The organism is Nitrospina sp. P1_D6 (assembly GCF_052156615.1).
Classification (GTDB): domain Bacteria; phylum Nitrospinota; class Nitrospinia; order Nitrospinales; family Nitrospinaceae; genus Nitrospina.
Window position 1 is genome coordinate 41,415 of the sequence record NZ_JBQKUN010000010.1, and the last position, 16,548, is coordinate 57,962.

Sequence of the window (16,548 nt, forward strand, 5' to 3'; positions counted from 1 at the left end):
ACAATAACGGGACCATCCCTTAACTTGGAATCAGGACAATCAACAGGCGTCATCCATGGCCGAAGACAATCAGAAGAAGCTGCTGGATATCATCAAACGACTGGATCAGCGGGTCGCGGACCTCAACCGGCGCGTGCAGAAGCTGGAAGCGCAACTGGACGATCCGTGGTTCCGACCTGAGGATCTGGGTTCTGAAGAGACCCCTCCCCCTTTCACTTCCTCACAAACCGGAACCCCACCTCCCCCCACGCTGCCCAGGAAGGACGAGGTCTCGCAGGGCGAGTTCTGGCTGAACAAAATCGGCATCGCCCTGCTCCTGATGGGCCTCGCGTTTCTGTTCAAGTATTCACTCGACCAGGACTGGATGACACCGCCGGTGCGCATCCTGATGGGCGGCCTGCTGGGCGGCATCCTGTTGGCGCTCGGTATTTATCTCCGGGAAAGCCGGGAAATCCTGAGTCCCGTTTTGCAGGGCGGCGGGTTGGCGACGTTTTACATGACGGTGTTCGCCGCGTTTCAACTCTATGCGTTGATCCCGCACCTGTACGCGTTTTCCGTCATGGTGGGCATCACCCTGTTCGCCTTCACTCTGGCGGTCAGGCAGTATGAATTCGCACTGGCACTGGTTGCGGTGACGGGGGGGTTGAGCACGCCGTTCCTTCTGCACCAGGAAGCAGGCAGCCTGCCGGGCCTCGTGCTCTACACCTGCCTCGTGCTGGCAGGCTCCATGGCGGTTTATTATTTTCGCCCGTGGCGGTCGCTCCTCTGGTACAGCTGGGCCGGAGGATGGGTGGTGCTCGGTATTGCGGAGGGAGAACTTCCGGCCTTCAAGGTGGAACGCGTTTTCCAGTTCTGGAGTGTGGAGGGCGGCGTGCTGTTCGCCTTCGCGTTGTTCTGGATCGTCCCGCTTCTCACCAAGCAACGGCAGTGGTATCCGTCCACCACCGAAAAACCCGCCGGGCCCAAAACCGTCTTCGAAAACACGTTCGCCGAACACAACGCGCCGGTCACGGCGCTCATGGTGTTTTCCGGTATCCTGGCCTGGCTTGTGTCGTACCTGATCTGGGATCTGCCGGATGAAAGGTGGGGGCAGATTCTCCTGGCTTTCTGCCTGCCGTTTTTCGGCGTCGCGTTTGCTTTGTGGCGGCGGGGACCCCCGTTGGAGCCGGTGGCCCTGCACGCTACGATGGGGGTGTTTCTACTCACGCTCGCCCTGTGGCACCTGTTCGACAACAACCTTCTCTTCTTCGCATTCGGTGTTGAGGCCACTGCCTTGCACTGGTTCGGCAAGCGCACACGCGAACACGTGGTGACTTACACCGGCACGGTATTCCTGATGCTCCTCACCATCTGGCTGTGCACGCGTATTCTGGGCCGGGCTCCGGAGACGGCTGTCCTGAACTGGCGCGCCGGGGCGGACCTCGCTTTCCTCCTTCTCGCGGCGTACTGGTCCACCCTCTTGCCCAGGAAAGAAGAATCGCAGGCCTACCTGCTGGTGGCCTACGTGGGCTGGATCGGCTGGTTATGGCGGGAGTTGAATGTCCTGCCGCACGGAAGCGCCTGGGTTTCGATCGGCTGGGGCTTGACCGGCGCGATATTATTGCTTGCCGGGGTGCGCACGAAGCAGATCAACGCTTTCCGCGTGGGACTGGGCACGCTGGTGCTGGTGGCGGTGAAGCTCACCCTGTTCGACCTGTCCCACCTTTCCGCTTTGTGGCGCATCCTGATTTTCATGGGATTCGGCGCGGCGTTTCTGTGGATCAGTTACTGGATGAAATCGCCGTGGACCCAGCCCGCTTCCGGCAAGGCGACGTGACCGCAATTCGGAGACGCGCCCCCAATCCCCTCACGCGCTTTTGGTCAGGTCGGATTGCAGTTTGAGCAGGTTGTAGTAGGTGCCCTTCTGCTGGATCAATTCCCGCCGCGTGCCGAACTCGACGACCCTTCCATGACGCAGCACCAGCACCTTGTCCACGTGCTGCAACGTGGACAGACGGTGTGCGATGACGATCGAGGTCCGTCCATGGATGAGCTTCCGGATGGCGTCCTGGATTTTCTTTTCAGTCTCGGTATCGACGTTGGAGGTGGCCTCGTCCAAAATCAAAATGCGCGGATTGAACGCCAGCGCCCGTGCAAAGGACAGCAGTTGCTTCTGCCCCAGCGACAGGCTGTTGCCGCCCTCCATCAGTGCCTGCTCGTACTTGTGCGGCAGGTTGTCGATGAAGTGGTGCGAGTGCACGGCGTGGGCGATGGATTCGATCTCCTCAACACCCAGCTCGGTGTTGCCCAGGCGGATGTTGTCCATCACGTTCCGGGCGAACAGGAACACGTCCTGTTGCACCAGTGCCATCTGGCTGCGAAGCGCGTACTTGTCCACTTCGGTGAGCGGCGTGCCATCGACCTTGATAGTCCCTTTCTGAATGTCATAAAAACGATAGAGTGTGTTGACGATGGTGGTCTTGCCGGACCCGGTCGCCCCGACGATAGCGAGGCTCTCCCCCGGCTCAAGGGAAAACGACACGTCCTGCAATACGTAGTCCTCGTTTTTGTATGCGAACCACACGTTCTCGAACTCCACCCGGCCCTCTATTTTTTTTAGAGGTTTCGGTTGCGCGGGATTGGGCAGGTCTTCTTCGGTATCGAGCAACTCGAAAATTCGCTCGGAGGACGCCATCGCCGTCTGGATGATGTTGAATTTTTCAGCGAGGTCGCGGATCGGTTCGAAAAACTTGTGCAGGTACTGCAAAAACGCCACCAGCACGCCGAGTTCCACCTCGTTCTGCACGAAGCGGCCGCCGCCGTACCAGATGACGAGGCCCATGCCGATAGCGCTGAACACGTCGATCGACGGCAGGTACACAGAATTGTAAAACAACGACCGCAGGTCTTCCCTCAGCTTCGACCCGCTGACATCGGTGAATTGCTTTCTGCGATTTTTTTCCTGGTTGAACATCTGCACCGTGTTCATTCCCGAAAGATTTTCTTCCAGAAGCGTATTGAGGGTCGTCTGGTGCGCGCGGTTCTTGCGAAGCGCGTCGCGGGCGCGGGTCCGGTAGGCGTTGGTCGCCAGGTACAGGAACGGAAACACCACGCACACCACCAGCATCAGCCGCCAGTCGAGGTACGCCAGCATGAAGAAGATGCCGACCAGCGTGAACAGGTCGCTGAACACGAGGATGAGGCCGGATGTCAGCATTTCATTCAGCACTTCAATGTCGTTCACGGTACGGGTGATCATTTTGCCGATGGGATTGCGGTCGAAAAAGCGGAACGACATTTTGTGGAGGTGACCGAACACCTGCGTGCGCAGGTCATACATCACCTGCTGTCCGATGAACTGGATGGTGTAGTACTGGAAAAACTGGCAGACGAACGCGGCAAGAAGGACCACCAGGTAGATGAGCGCGATCTGGTCGAGGCCGGAATAATCGCCGATCCTGATGTGTTCGTCGATGGCGATCTTGGTGAGGTAGGGTCCGGCCAGGTTGAGAAGCGATACGGAAAGCAGCAGGCCCACCGACACCAAGACCAGCATGCGGTAGGGGCGCAGGTAGCCCAGGATCCGCGTGAACAGCGGCCAGTCGTAATAGCGGTCGTCGAGACTCTCTTCCCATTCGTTCATTTCAGAAGGATCTCCATTTCGCGCGCCAGCGCCTGGTTGCTGTAAATGCGGCGGTACACACCGTCCTGTTTCTGCATCAACTGGGCGTGCACGCCTTCCTCCAGAATCTTTCCTTCGCCCATCACCACCACGCGGTCCACCTGCCGTGCGAGAGACAGGCGGTGCGTGACGATCAACGTCGTCGTACCCTCAATAACTGAACGAATGTTATTAAGAATGATGGATTCAGTTTCCACATCGAGGCTGGAGAAGGCGTCATCTAGAATCAGGATGCGCGGCTTGCGGATCAGTGCCCTCGCAAGCGCGATGCGTTGTTTCTGCCCGCCGGAAACCGACACGCCCCGTTCGCCCACCACGGTGTCGAGTCCCTGGGGAAACCGTTCGAGGTCCGGGGTCAGGTGCACGCAATGCACCATGGCTTCGATTTCCCCTTCCGACGCCTCCGGCCGGGCCAGCGCGATGTTGTTACGGATGGTGGTGGAAAACAGAAACGGTTCCTGCTCGACGTAACCGATTTGGCGGCGCAGAACGGATGCAGGGATTTCGGAGAGCGGTTTGCCGTCCAGAAAAATACTTCCCTGCGGCGCGTCGAAGACCCTCGGGAGCAGTTGCATGAAGGTCGATTTCCCGGCACCGATCATTCCGATGAACGCAACGCTGGTGCCCGCCTCGATTTTCAGGTCGATGCCGTCCAGGGCCTTTGCCTCGCTGTCCGGATACGAGAACGCCAGACGACGCACCTCAATACTGCCGCGAATGTCGAACGGTCCCTCTTCCTTTTCCGACTGCACGAGAGCCGAGCGCGAATCGAGAATGTGCTGGATGCGGCGCATGGCGGTGACGCCCTTCTGCCACAGGTTGATGACGTAGCCGATGGCCATCATCGGCCACGAAAGCATCATGAGATACCCGTTGAACGCAACGAAGGACCCCAGGGTGAGGGTGCCGTCGATCACCTCCTTGCCGCCGACCCACAGCGTGATCATCGCCGCGATGCCGATAACGAACACCAGGGACGGCGTGAACAGGCCGAACATTTTGGCCAGGCTCATGTTCTTGTCGATGTGGTCGCGGTTCAGACGGTCGAACCGGTTGATCTCGTTTTGTTCCTGCACGAACGCGTGGAGCACGCGGATGCCCGCCAGGTTCTCCTGCACCATGCTGGTGATGCGCGACAGGTTTTCCTGGATGCTCTGGTGGCGGATGCTGATGGCGCGGATGAACGTGAAAAACAGAATCGAGATGAGAGGCAGGGGCAGTAGCGCGTACAGCGTGAGTTTCGGGTTGATGTAGATCATGAGTGCGAGGCAACCGATGATGACCACCACCGCGTCCAGCACCACCAGCAGGCCAAGGCCGAGGAAATCCTTCACCGCGCGCAGGTCATTGGTGGCACGGGACATGAGGTCGCCCACTTCATGTTTCTGGAAGAACGTGCGGTCGAGGGTGAGGAAGTGCGCGAACAGGTGGTTGAGGATGTCGATTTCCATCTTGCGCGAGGGACCGAACAGGTAGCGCCGCCAGCCGTAACGCGCCACCGCCTGCACCGCCGCCGCGAGGAGCAACCATCCAGCGTACCCGATGAGCTGGCTCTGCGCCGGGTCGTTCGGCAGGAGGTCGATCACCTGCTTGAGGAGCCATGGGATCACCATCCCGACCAGGTCCGTCACCAACAGTGCGAAAATGCCGATCAGCATTTCCCGCTTGTATGGCTTCATGTATTGAATGAATGTGCGGACGTGTTCCATAGAATCGCAATCCGGTCAAAGCCGGCCGGGCTGGAATTGTGAGGAATGCGGATTCCGCCGCCTCATCGAAAATTCAGGCGGTACCCATGGAAAGAAACATGGCGACAAGACCCAGAGAAAGGCAGATCAGGTTATTCAGCTTTTTTTCATCTCCTTCGTGAACGGTAGGAAGCAGGTCGCCGATGCTGATATACAAAAATGTGCCCGCGGAGACACCCAGGGCAAACCCAATGGGATAGGGATTGAATTCCTCCAGCACAAACGTGGACAGGATGGCGGCCGCCGGAGTGATCAAAGCAAAGACCACCATGTAGGCCAGAACTTTACGGCTGGAAAATTCGCCACCCTTCATCAAAATACTGCTCAAGGCCAGTGCAGCCGGGAATTTATGAATCGTTACCGCAAGCAGGATGACCACGCTCATGTTCAGCATGCTGGCCGCGCCGATGGCCACCCCGTCAAGAATGCTGTGGAAACCGATTCCCACATATGCCGCGATCCCGATTTTATGGTAGTCGCAGTGGCCTTCCTCACAAGGGTGCACCATGATGAACTTTTCCATCACGTAGATGGCAAGAAATCCGAGAATCACCGGAAACCCGATCTGGCGTCCCAGAACTTCCGTGATTTCCGGAATCATATGGAAGAAGACCGCGCCCAGCAGGATTCCCGCGCAAAAACTGATCAGCATGCGGAAAGTCTTTTGCGACCATTCCTTGATGGTGGGAATCCAGCCGCCGATCATGGTAACAGCGAAGATGAACAGCAGAAACAAATACAGGCCCGAATTGTCCATATATTAGCTCATGGTCCGGCATGCCGGAATTTCAAGAGGGTTTCAAAGGTATACAGTCTTGGATGTCAAAAACGGCGGCGCGATCCGGATTATTTCCATATTATCCGTGTTTTTCTCCCATAACGCGGATCAGGTTACCGGCGGCGTAGGCGCGGATCACCGCCTGCGGATCGTTGAGCATGGGCAGGAGCAATTGGAATGCCTCCGCCCCACCCATCATGCCGGTGGCACGGACGGCGGCGGTTCGCACGCGGACGACGGGATCATTCAAAACCTGCTTCAATAACCGGACGCGTTCGGGGAGAGCGGTCTTTCCCAGGACCCGCGCGGTCATGCTGCGCATGCCGAAATCGGGGCTGGACAAAAGGTCCGAAAATACCCGACGGCAGTCCTTGCTGTCCAGGCGGAACAGGGACAATGCGGCGGACAACCGCACCACCGGGTCGGCATCATTGCAGAACGGTTTCAATTCCTTCAACACCGCCACGGGAGGCAGATACCCCATGGCCAGCAACGCCCGGCTCCGCACCGACGCGTGCGGGCTGAGACTGAGGCGAATGAGCGGACGCAGAAGGACAATGTCCGCCTTGTCCCCGATCGCTTTAAGCGCGTTGACCACGACGTCCGGTTCCTCCGAATCCAGGAGCGCCGCGAGATGTTGCAGGGATTTTTCATCGCCGATCTGGCCCAGGTAGCTGATGGCCTGGTAACGCTGAACCGCGTCACCCGCACCAAGTGCATCCACGAGATGTGCGTAGTATTCCGGTTCTCCCAGCCTGTACAACGCGTAGGCCGCAGCCAGGCGCACCATGCGATCGGGTGCGTTCAATTGTTTGCGGATTACGGGAAGCGATTCTTTGTCACCCAGATCTGCGACCATTTTAAGCGCCTCCGACCGAACCCATATGTTGGAATCCCCCAACAGACGCCGGGCTGCAGGAAGAGCGGCTTCTGTCGACATCTTTTCCAGTGCCTGCAGGGCAAACTGCCGCGTGGTGGGGTAAAAGTCCCGGGTCCCTTCAACCACGAGGTCCGTCAGGTCTGCATCGAGCGATTCCCCCGCAGCACGGATGGTGCCACTGCGTACAAATGCCTCCTCGCTTTGATAGGTCATGCGGAGGATCTTGCGGCATTCTTCGCGCAGTTTTTCCACCAGCGCTTTTGGCGCGACACCTCCTTCTCCCGCAGCGAATGCCAACGGGAGGAAGGCCATGCCAATGAGCAGGGGCAACATCGCAAAAATATTAATTCGATTCCACATTCAGTAAAAAATCCGGGTCAAAGAACGGCTGCGCGGCATCGCCTTCCTCACCCAGCCAGGCGACATAGTGCTGCTTCGCCGCCAAAAAGGTTTCGGCCTCATCCGGCTTTTCACGGTTCCGGTACCCCGCCTCCAGAATGCCGCATTTTTCGATCAGCATTTCCAGCACGCCGCGGCGGGTTTCCCCCTGCGGTTTCTGCCGGACCAGAAGTTTTTCCAGCGCGTACACGCGAAACCGGTCCATGCCCCAGTGACGCGCCGAAAGCTGGTCCTCATGGCCGCCGAATTTCACAATGAGAGCTTCCTCAAGAAACTGAACCGGGTACAGATACGTGAGCCGAAGCCACAGATCATAATCCTCGCAGGCCGGCATGGCCTCGTCGAAACCGCCAATACGGCTCAACACCTCCCGTTTCAGCATGATCGATGAGGGGCTGATAATACATAATGGCAGGCAGTGTTGGAAGATATACCCGGAATATTTCCGGTGTTTTTTAGCCGGGTTCACCCGCACACCTTTGCGGATCCAGATTTCATCGGTATAGCATGCCGGGCAGCCGGGGTGGGTCTGCATCCATTCCCACTGCCGCTCCAGCTTGGTTTCCACCCAGTGGTCGTCCGAATCCAGAAAGCAGATGTATTGTCCCTTTGCCCGGCGAAGCCCCGCATTGCGGGCGACGGACACCCCCCGGTTTCTCTCCAGTCGAATATAATGGGCCCCTTCGAACATTTTAACCAGCTGTTCCGTGCCGTCGGTGGAAGCATCGTCCACAACAATCAGTTCGTAGCTTGAAAATTTCTGCCGACGCACCGAAGCCAGGGTTTCTTCCAGACACCAGGCACGATTGAAGGTGGGAACGATGACGGAAATCTGCGGGTCTCTTTCATTCATGAAAACCTAAACAAAACTTTTTCGTTAACCTGTTGCTTAAAAAAGCATTCTCCAAATTTTGAGACGCCTGTGCAAATAATGGAATTTTACGGGATTGCGGATACCCATAAAAACCTTGACAAATCAGGGATTTTCCCATATTACTACGGGCTTTGCGAACCATTTTTCGAAATGTTTTTGCGGCCATTATTTGGTGGTGCCGCTGCGGCGGTTCACAGTACAATCGGTTTAATATTACAAATCATCTGAGTTGATCCAGCGCCATGGGCTTTCGCGAAGTTACGGAATTTTTCAGAGAAGACCTGTTGAAAGTCGAGCAATGTTTGCGGGACAATTTTGAGTCTTCGCTTCCGATTGTGACCGATATCGGCGACTACATCATGAACGCGGGGGGCAAGCGCATCCGCCCCCTGCTGTTGCTGTTGAGTTCGCGCCTGTGTGGCATGCCCTCCAATGAACGTGTGATCAAACACTGCTGTGTGATCGAGTACATTCACGCCGCCACCCTGCTCCATGACGACGTGGTGGACGAAACCACCGTGCGACGCGGCAATGAAACGGTCAATTCCAAGTGGGGCAGCGACGCGAGCATCCTGGTGGGAGACTACATGATCGCCCGGGCCCTGGTTCTGCTTTCCGACGACATTCAGGCCGACATCTTCCGGGCATTCGGCCAGGGTTCGAAACTTCTTGTTGAGGGTGGACTGCTCGAATACTCCAACGCCCGCGACATTCTGGTCACCGAAGAACACATTCTGGAAGTGGCGCACAAAAAAACCGCATCGATCATGTCACTCAGCTGCCAGATCGGGGCCCTTCTGGCCGAGGCAGGCAAATCCAACGAAGAAGCCATGGTGGATTTCGGCAACCATTTCGGCATCGCTTTCCAATTGATGGACGATGCCATGGATTATGACGCACCGCCTGAGGTGCTGGGCAAACCGCAGGGAACGGATTTCAAGGAAGGGCATGTCACCCTGCCCCTCCTGCACCTGTACCAGCATTCCGATAAAAGCCTCAAGCGCGAGATCGAGGATTTCATTCAAAACGAAAGCCTTACGCACAAGGAGCTGGATTACGTCCTGGAACGCATGCGCGAGACAAAATCCCTCGAATACACTATGGACAAGGCGCGTTCCCACATGGCCGAAGCCAAAAAAATCCTCTTCTCCCTCAAGTTTCCCTGTCCCGAATACCTGGAACTGATGGTCGCGATTGCCGACCACATCATTGACCGTTACACTCCCTCCAATCCGTCACTCACGCCGATTTCCTGACAGGGGCCGACGTCCCGGTTGCGTAATCGAGAGACCGTCCCTACATTGATGCTATAACTGTTTCCTTTCCTGAGGTTCCCTATGGAAACCATGAAGCAGGGGCTCCCTTATCTTGCGCGTAAAGCCGTGTCTCACTACCTGCGTCATCAGGAACCCCTTCCTTGCCCCAGCTCCTTACCGGATACCCTGACCCAGCGTGCCGGCGCTTTTGTATCCATAAAGAAAAACGGAACCCTGCGGGGCTGCATAGGCACCCTGGAACCCCAACAGGGCACCCTGGCGGCGGAAATTATTGAAAACGCCGTAAAAGCAGCCACCAAGGACCCAAGGTTCGATCCCGTCACCCAGGAAGAAATGGACCACCTCACGTTTTCCATCGACGTGCTGTCGCCGCTCGAGCGGGTGACCGATCTTTCCATGCTGGACCCGAAACAGTACGGACTCGTGATCCGTAACGACAAAAAACAGGGGGTGCTGTTACCCGACCTGGATGGCGTTCCGACGGTGGCGGAGCAGGTCCGCCTTTGCCGAATAAAAGGCGGCTTCACCGATGAGGATGATCAGGAATGCTTCCGGTTCCGCGTTCAGCGGTTCCGCTGAATCCGTTTACCAAAAAAACAGGGCAGCCCGGAAATCCGGACTGCCCTGAATTGTTGTAGCTGGTAGAAACGCCGTCAGCCGACGTAAGCAACCTTACTGGCCGGGGTGCGGGTGTCCATGTTGCGTCCCCGGTTGGTGTGGTCGTCCACTTCGGCGGCACAGCCGATCATGCGACCGAACAGGAAGGCTGCAAAGCTGGCGGTCTCGATGTCCGACTCCTTGATCGTGCCCTTCTGGTAATCCGCCCAAACCATCTTGAGCAGGATCACCGCGATCACCGCGTCGATGTTCACGCAGTAGACGTTGTTCGTGACCTTGGCCTTGAACAGCCCTTCCACCAGGTGATGGTAGAAGTCGAGGAACACGTTGTTCAGGCCCTTGTCCTTGAACAGCTTCTGCACGTATTCCTCGCGCGGGTCCACGTTCACGTCCTTGCCCTTGAACACCGGATGATTGACACACGGGATCTTGGCGTACTCGAGGTTGCCCAGTTCCTTCTGTTCCTTTTTGTACTTGCCGTACCCCGCAGCATAGTCCGTCGCCAGCTTGGCGAGGTCGATGCCGTGGTTGGCGTCGGCCGGGTCCTTGAGGCCGGAGCCCTTGAACTGTTCGATCAGGAACGCCGCCGCTTCATACCCGTTGCCGCCGTGGGCGAAGCCGGTGTGCGTCAGGAAACCGACCATGCTCTTGTTGACCTGCACCCGGTCCGGCTGTTCCGGCCCGTCCGCGCTCACCGCACCCTTCGATCCCTGGGCGGAGATGGTGCCCGGGCCGTTGGTGATGATGAGGCCCAGAAGAACCTGGAACTCGAACAGCTCGCCGTCCGCCGGCTCCCGGCCCATGAGCGCCAGGAACGCGGTTTTGGTGAAGCTTGACTTGGTGACGATGTCGTCCAGCTTGACGCCGCAGAAACTGTCCGCCGTGTGCTTGTCGGTACCGGCGGTGCAACCGACCATGGTGCTGAAGATGCGGCTGTACCACGGAAGCGTCTGCAGGGTGTGGCGCGTCAGCTTTTTCGACCTCAGACCGCGCCACGCGAGAGTGGCCCAGATGCCTGCGACGATGGCATCGACGCTGACCTTGCCGTTTTCCTGTTTGGCGAAATCCTGCAGGAAGTTCAGGAACACGGACTGGCCCTGAAGCTTGGCCACCGCATCCATGATCTTGTCGGAACAATCATCTCCGGTGCCCAGGAACGCATCCTTGAACTTGCCCGCTTCTTTCAACTGGGCGCTGTAGTCGAAGGACTGTTCCGGATCGTTCATATCAGTCAGCTTGAACAACTCCAGCAGGCCGGAAGCCGCGTCCAGCGATTTCTGCACGGTCTTCCTGCCGATGATCGACACCGCCGCCGACAACACCGTGTTGGGGGAGTTGCCCGCGTCACGAGACGCCTGCGCCGCCGCCAGTGCCGGGTGGTTGTGATGCCCGACGTGGGCATTGAGCGCCAGGTTGGCGAGCGCGCGACCGTACTCGGACGGATAGTTCTTGGTCAACGCAAACGCGAGGTTCTCTTCCAGGGACTTCGTGGATGCATCCAGGATGGACACCCCGTGAATCTGCGAGACCTGCGTTTTCGGATCCATGCGCGACGCGCCGCTGGCGTCTTTCAACGTCTCGCGGCGAATCATCGCACCGACCTGCACGCGAAGCGCCTCGATCTGTTTGTTGTACGGATCGATCGCCTCGACCACCGGCACGTCCAGCTCTTTCGGCAGTTTGGCGCTGTTGTTGTTGCCGAACCAGCACTTGAGGGAGAGGCTGCCCTTCGGCTCGAAATCCGGCTTTTCGCCGCGCAGTTCCATGACCTTGGTCAGCGCTTCCGGAATGTGGGCGATGTTGGTCACCAGTGCGCCTTTTTTGGAGAACTTCGGGTTTTCCGGGGAATAGATCCCGTCCACTCCGAAGTAGTCCATGAACCAATTCTCCTTGGCCACGGCATCGTCGCCCGAACCGGCCAGCGAACCCGCATGGCCGCAGGACTTGGTGAGTTTCGCTTTCCAGCGACCCACCACGCAGGCGATGATCGGCTTGTCGGATTCGACGCCCTTCTCGTAATACCCGCCCGGCTCGCAGTAGATAATGGCCGCCTTGGAACGATCGTCGTTGTTGAAGCCGTGAATGAACTCATGCGGGCCGAAATGGATGTACACGTCCTTGCCGCTGGACACCGACGTCGTCGTGCCCCAGCCCGCAGTGGACAGGTAAACGGCGATGGTGGTGGTGAAGTTGCCGGAGTTGGAAAAGATCGCAACCGATCCCTTGATGAGCGATTCCTCCGGATGACTGCCGCCCAGCGCGCCGCCTATGCGCACATGGTTCCAGGAATCGGCCAGACCCAAGCAGTTCGCGCCGAACAGGTCCACTCCGTTGGCCTGGCAGATGGCGCGCATGATGCGCGAGTCTTTCACCGACACCTTCTCGGTGAGAACGATGACTTTTTTGAGGTCCGGGTTCTGGCGTACCGCTTCGGCCACGCCGTCTTTCACACCGGACGGAGGCAGGTACACGACCGCGGTGTTGAACTTGTGGCCCGCCGCCATGCCTTCCTTGATGGAGTTGTAAACGGGAATGTTCCCTTCCTTCGTGGGCAGGGCCTTGCCGGATTTGCCCGGACCGGTGCCGAACACCACGTTGCCTCCGGAGTAAACGTGGCTGATGGGGGTGACCCCGGAGCTTTCCTTACCCAATATATTCAAAACAACGACCCGGTCATCCTTGGTCGCCAAATCCGCCAGAGAATTGATCCCGACGTAATAGGGAAAATCGCCTATTCCTTGCTTATGCATGAGTCTTAAACCTCCCGGTTGGATAACTCGTTTACTTGATATTCAGAGCTTTTTTGATTTCTTCCTTGCCGCCGTTTTTCATCCAGTCGTTGACGGCCCTGGCGTAATTGATGACCTCGGACATCGCGCTGTCGTGACCGAAGAAACGGTACGGCAGGCCCAGCGAATCCAGCGTGTCCCGCAGGTAGCCCATTCCCTTGATGAGGTTGGGACCGCCCCGGCCCACCACGACGAACAGGGGTTTGGGACCGTAGTTCTGGAAATACCACTTGATGCCGTCGGCCATCGCCCGGAACGTTTCGTAAATGTCCGTGTTGTTGGCTTTGCCGCCGATGATGAAGAGCACGTTCGACTGCTCCATCCAGTATTTGAACGTGATCCGGGAGATGTCGTGCATCTTCTCGTAAGGCGGGTTGCCGCCGAAGTCGGAAGAAATCGTCGCGTCTTCGCCCAGCAGTTCGGTGACCATCGCATTCGCGCCGCCGCCGAAGGTGGGCGCGGTGATGGACCCTTTGTCATTGATGACATAAACATCGCTCTGCCCCTGGTAGGTGCGGAGCTGGTTGATCTCCTGCTCGAAATCCGAATCGTCCGAGGCGAACAGGTCGGTCGGCAGATGCAGGCGCTTCCACGCAGGATCGTCCTGATCGAACGCGCATTTGAAGTCGCACGCCACCGGGGTGAGGCGTCCACCCGCGGTGCTCATGCGGATCGGGTTCAGTTCCAGCATCAGCATGCCGTAGTTGTTGTACAGATCCCACAGCTTAGGCAGGTGCTGAACCAGCGGGCTGATGATCTGCGGCGGAGCGCCGAGACTCATCAGGGCATTCGATACGTGAAAGGCTTTCAATCCGGTAAGCGGATCGAACGGCACCACTGCGATCTTGTCCTCGGGCAACTCTTCGATGTCCACACCACCGTGGTGAGTGATGGTCATCGTCGGCGCGCGGTAGATGGTGTTGTCGGAGATGGAAAAGTAAACCTCGATGTCCGCCGGAACGCCGCCTTCGAAGGTGACGCCGTTGGCTTTCGTCACGGCATTGCCATCCTGGTGCGTGGCGAAGTAGAGACGTTCTTTTTCTTTCAACGCGTCGTGAATGTTGTTGACGCGGCCGAGGAGGCCGGATTTCCCTTTTTTGCCGACACCACCTTTGAACACGGGCTTGATGAACACCTGCCCGTGCTTGCTGATCATTTCCTTGATTTCATCAACGCTGATTTCAGGGCCCCGCACATCGGACCGGGGGAATTCCACCAGGTCCAGCAACTTACGGCCCCAAAGCATTCCGGTGATTTGCATTTTTTATTTCTCCTGCGTCAGGATTACGGTTTGGTCGTATTCAAAAATTGACAAACTTATATTGGGTTCGTTTTCAAACACAGATTGGGTTTTTAAGGAACAATTTCAGGTAGTTCCGCTCGCTTTATCAACGATTTTGGAATAAGGAGTGGGAACTCAAAATTGGAGCATCATATTGTAAAAAAATTAATCATTTTGTCAATCCCTCGAAGCTCCTTTAACCCTTTATTTTTTCAAAACTTCGGGTTCCCTCCCCGGCGGGACGACGGGGGCCTCGGCCCACCTTCCCCACCGGCCTTACCACCCCTTCTAGAATTGCTTGAAATATTTATGTTTTGCGAGAATCCGGGGGACCCCAGGGCCCGCCGGCAGGGGGTTTTATCCCGTGGGGCGTCCGGAATCCACCACTACGGCTGCCGGGAGGCGGGGTGACAGCAGGCGGGCGACGGCGAGCACATACCAGACGGTGGTGCCGATGCCCAACACCCCCAGCCTTCCCGTCACCGGAAGCAGGGCATAATGCAGGAGCGACAGCGCTACGGGAATCACCGCCATCCGCTTCGCCCATTGGATTTCACCCCGCTGGTACAGCCATAACGGAACGAAGACCAACGCCGGCAGTTGCAGCATGTAATAGTGCCCGCGGGCGACGGGGGAGACGATCAAGGCCGCCACGCAGGCGAGCCCGAACAGGAGCGAACGGTTCAGAACGCTGTCGGATTTTGTCAGCCGAATTGCCAGTGGAAACAGGGCCAGAACCAGCCCCACTCTTACGATCAACACCGTCGTTTGAACCCAGCCGGCGTCCATGGGCATGGGACCGGATTTTTTCAGGTGCACGTTTTTATCCGGCGGCCCGCCGAAAAACACGTGCGCCGTCCAGTTGCCCAGCCGGTACACGGCGTTGCTGAAACTCTGGTTGCGCATGGTGTAGGGGTTGTCGAGGTTGTTGGCGGCGTCGAACTCCACCGACTGGTTGCCCACCTTCGAATACCATGTGTTCAGGTGTTTGAGATTGGCATTCCAGCCCACGAGGCCGGCAGGCAGGATCAGGAAAAACAGCAGGAGCCCCGCCACGCTGCCCGCCATCACGCCGAAGAATCCCGGCCGGGCGGCGGTACGCGATTCCTTCCGCAACCACGCCACTCCCGCCTGAAAGGCGACAAAACTCACCGGCACGATGGGGGTGACCTTCAGCACCACCGCCACCGTCATCGCCACGCCGCCCAAAAACGGACGCACCCAGCCGCGGTTTTCCATCACCAACCGGAATCCGAGAAGAAGAAAGTACGTTTTGGCGATTCCGATCTGCCCCCTCTGCATGCAATTCAGCATGGGGAATAACACCGCCACCGACGCGCAACCGCCGACCAGCAGCAAATACGGTTTCAGTTTTTCAAGATGCAGACTGCGGTCCCGGAAGGCCAGTCCCAATAGGCGCACGGATTCCTCATAACAGCCCCACAGCATGGCGACGCTCAGGGCGAACCAGATCAATCCCTGCCAGTGCGTCGGCAATCCATGCACAGGCGCCACCACAAGCGCGAGCATGGGCGGATACAGGTATTTCCAACCGCGCGGGTTGGTCACTTCGTACGGGTCGCGCCCGTCGAAGAAGGCCGCACCCGCTTCACTGTAAACGGTGAAGTCGGTGCGGTGCTTGTGCGGCTGGTCGGGGTGCAGGCTGGCGCGGTAACGCACATCCGTCACACCCCAGATGAGGAGCGCGAGGAAAACGAAAATCACAAAACGGCGGTGCAGGGAGGGTGGCCAGGTCGATTCCATTGGCGCATGGTACTAGAGTGGCGGGACCGATTCAATTGCGCGCTGGGAGCTCATCCCGTTCCGGCGTACAAAAAAACGGCCCGGCCATGAAAGCCGGACCGCTTTTTTATGCCTCCACCAGGTCAAACTTCAGGCGGAATCCTCTTCCTCAACCTGTGCGGAAGTCCTTCCACCTTCGGCCTGCCTCTTTTCCAGGTCGTTCTCGGATTTCGAGGCACCCTGCTTGACCAGGGTCTCGGCATAATCATCCTTGTCGATCACGTCCCGGTCACCACGGAACCACTTCATCCACACCGCATGGCGGTTGAGGACGTTTTCAGGGTCGACCGTTTCGGGCTTGGTCTGCTTGACCGCCCCGGCGGGCGCGGCCATGGCGACACTCAAAATCAGGGCTGTGATCCAGGTAATGATGGTTTTCATGATACGCCTCCTTGGCAGTTCAAAAATTCAGGAACGCATATCGCAAAATCCAGGATCA

12 protein-coding genes are annotated in these 16,548 nt (G+C 57.7%); 3 read left to right on the forward strand and 9 right to left on the reverse strand.

All coding sequences use genetic code 11. The features are described from left to right. Nucleotides 1–55: 55 nt before the first annotated feature. Entirely contained in the window at nt 56–1,816 is a 1,761-nt protein-coding gene (locus ACTRXA_RS13735; protein ID WP_442427737.1) for a DUF2339 domain-containing protein, read from the forward strand. Nucleotides 1,817–1,846: 30 nt separating this feature from the next. On the opposite strand, the gene ACTRXA_RS13740 is transcribed toward ACTRXA_RS13735, so the two are convergent. From ACTRXA_RS13740 to ACTRXA_RS13760, 5 genes are all read right to left on the reverse strand, one after another. Further along, complete coding sequence (locus ACTRXA_RS13740; protein WP_442427738.1) at nt 1,847–3,622, reverse strand: ABC transporter ATP-binding protein; 1,776 nt, start codon at nt 3,620–3,622, stop codon at nt 1,847–1,849. Further along, the gene (locus tag ACTRXA_RS13745) at nt 3,619–5,370 is read right to left on the reverse strand and encodes an ABC transporter ATP-binding protein (protein ID WP_442427739.1); all 1,752 of its coding nucleotides are present in this window, start codon (nt 5,368–5,370) and stop codon (nt 3,619–3,621) included. Before ACTRXA_RS13745 ends, ACTRXA_RS13740 begins: the two co-directional genes overlap by 4 nt. A 73-nt stretch (nt 5,371–5,443) precedes the next feature. After that, nucleotides 5,444–6,166, reverse strand: coding sequence for a ZIP family metal transporter (locus ACTRXA_RS13750; RefSeq protein ID WP_442427740.1), 723 nt, complete (start codon nt 6,164–6,166; stop codon nt 5,444–5,446). A 100-nt stretch (nt 6,167–6,266) separates the two neighbouring features. Further along, a complete protein-coding gene (locus ACTRXA_RS13755; RefSeq protein WP_442427741.1) occupies nt 6,267–7,427 on the reverse strand; it encodes a HEAT repeat domain-containing protein in 1,161 nt (386 codons plus the stop codon). Continuing rightward, on the reverse strand, nt 7,411–8,319 hold the full coding sequence (locus ACTRXA_RS13760) for a glycosyltransferase family 2 protein (protein WP_442427742.1): 909 nt from the start codon (nt 8,317–8,319) through the stop codon (nt 7,411–7,413). Before ACTRXA_RS13760 ends, ACTRXA_RS13755 begins: the two co-directional genes overlap by 17 nt. 263 nt (nt 8,320–8,582) lie before the next feature. Between ACTRXA_RS13760 and ACTRXA_RS13765 the strand changes: the two genes are divergently transcribed. After that, nucleotides 8,583–9,596, forward strand: a complete 1,014-nt coding sequence (locus ACTRXA_RS13765) for a polyprenyl synthetase family protein (protein WP_442427743.1) — start codon at nt 8,583–8,585, stop codon at nt 9,594–9,596. Between the two features lie 81 nt (nt 9,597–9,677). Then, nucleotides 9,678–10,196, forward strand: coding sequence for an AmmeMemoRadiSam system protein A (amrA, locus tag ACTRXA_RS13770; RefSeq protein ID WP_442427744.1), 519 nt, complete (start codon nt 9,678–9,680; stop codon nt 10,194–10,196). Nucleotides 10,197–10,270: 74 nt separating this feature from the next. Here the strand turns inward: amrA and ACTRXA_RS13775 are convergent, their stop codons facing one another. From ACTRXA_RS13775 to ACTRXA_RS13790, 4 genes are all read right to left on the reverse strand, one after another. After that, a complete protein-coding gene (locus tag ACTRXA_RS13775) occupies nt 10,271–12,985 on the reverse strand; it encodes a CoA-binding protein (protein WP_442427745.1) in 2,715 nt (904 codons plus the stop codon). Between the two features lie 31 nt (nt 12,986–13,016). Further along, on the reverse strand, nt 13,017–14,285 hold the full coding sequence (locus tag ACTRXA_RS13780; RefSeq protein WP_005009427.1) for an ATP citrate lyase citrate-binding domain-containing protein: 1,269 nt from the start codon (nt 14,283–14,285) through the stop codon (nt 13,017–13,019). A gap of 378 nt (nt 14,286–14,663) precedes the next feature. Continuing rightward, nucleotides 14,664–16,070: a glycosyltransferase family 87 protein gene (locus ACTRXA_RS13785; protein WP_442427746.1), complete on the reverse strand. Its 1,407-nt coding sequence runs from the start codon at nt 16,068–16,070 to the stop codon at nt 14,664–14,666. Nucleotides 16,071–16,199: 129 nt separating this feature from the next. Then, nucleotides 16,200–16,490 (reverse strand): hypothetical protein, encoded by a 291-nt coding sequence (locus ACTRXA_RS13790; protein ID WP_442427747.1) that lies wholly within the window; start codon nt 16,488–16,490, stop codon nt 16,200–16,202. Between the last annotated feature and the right edge of the window lie 58 nt (nt 16,491–16,548).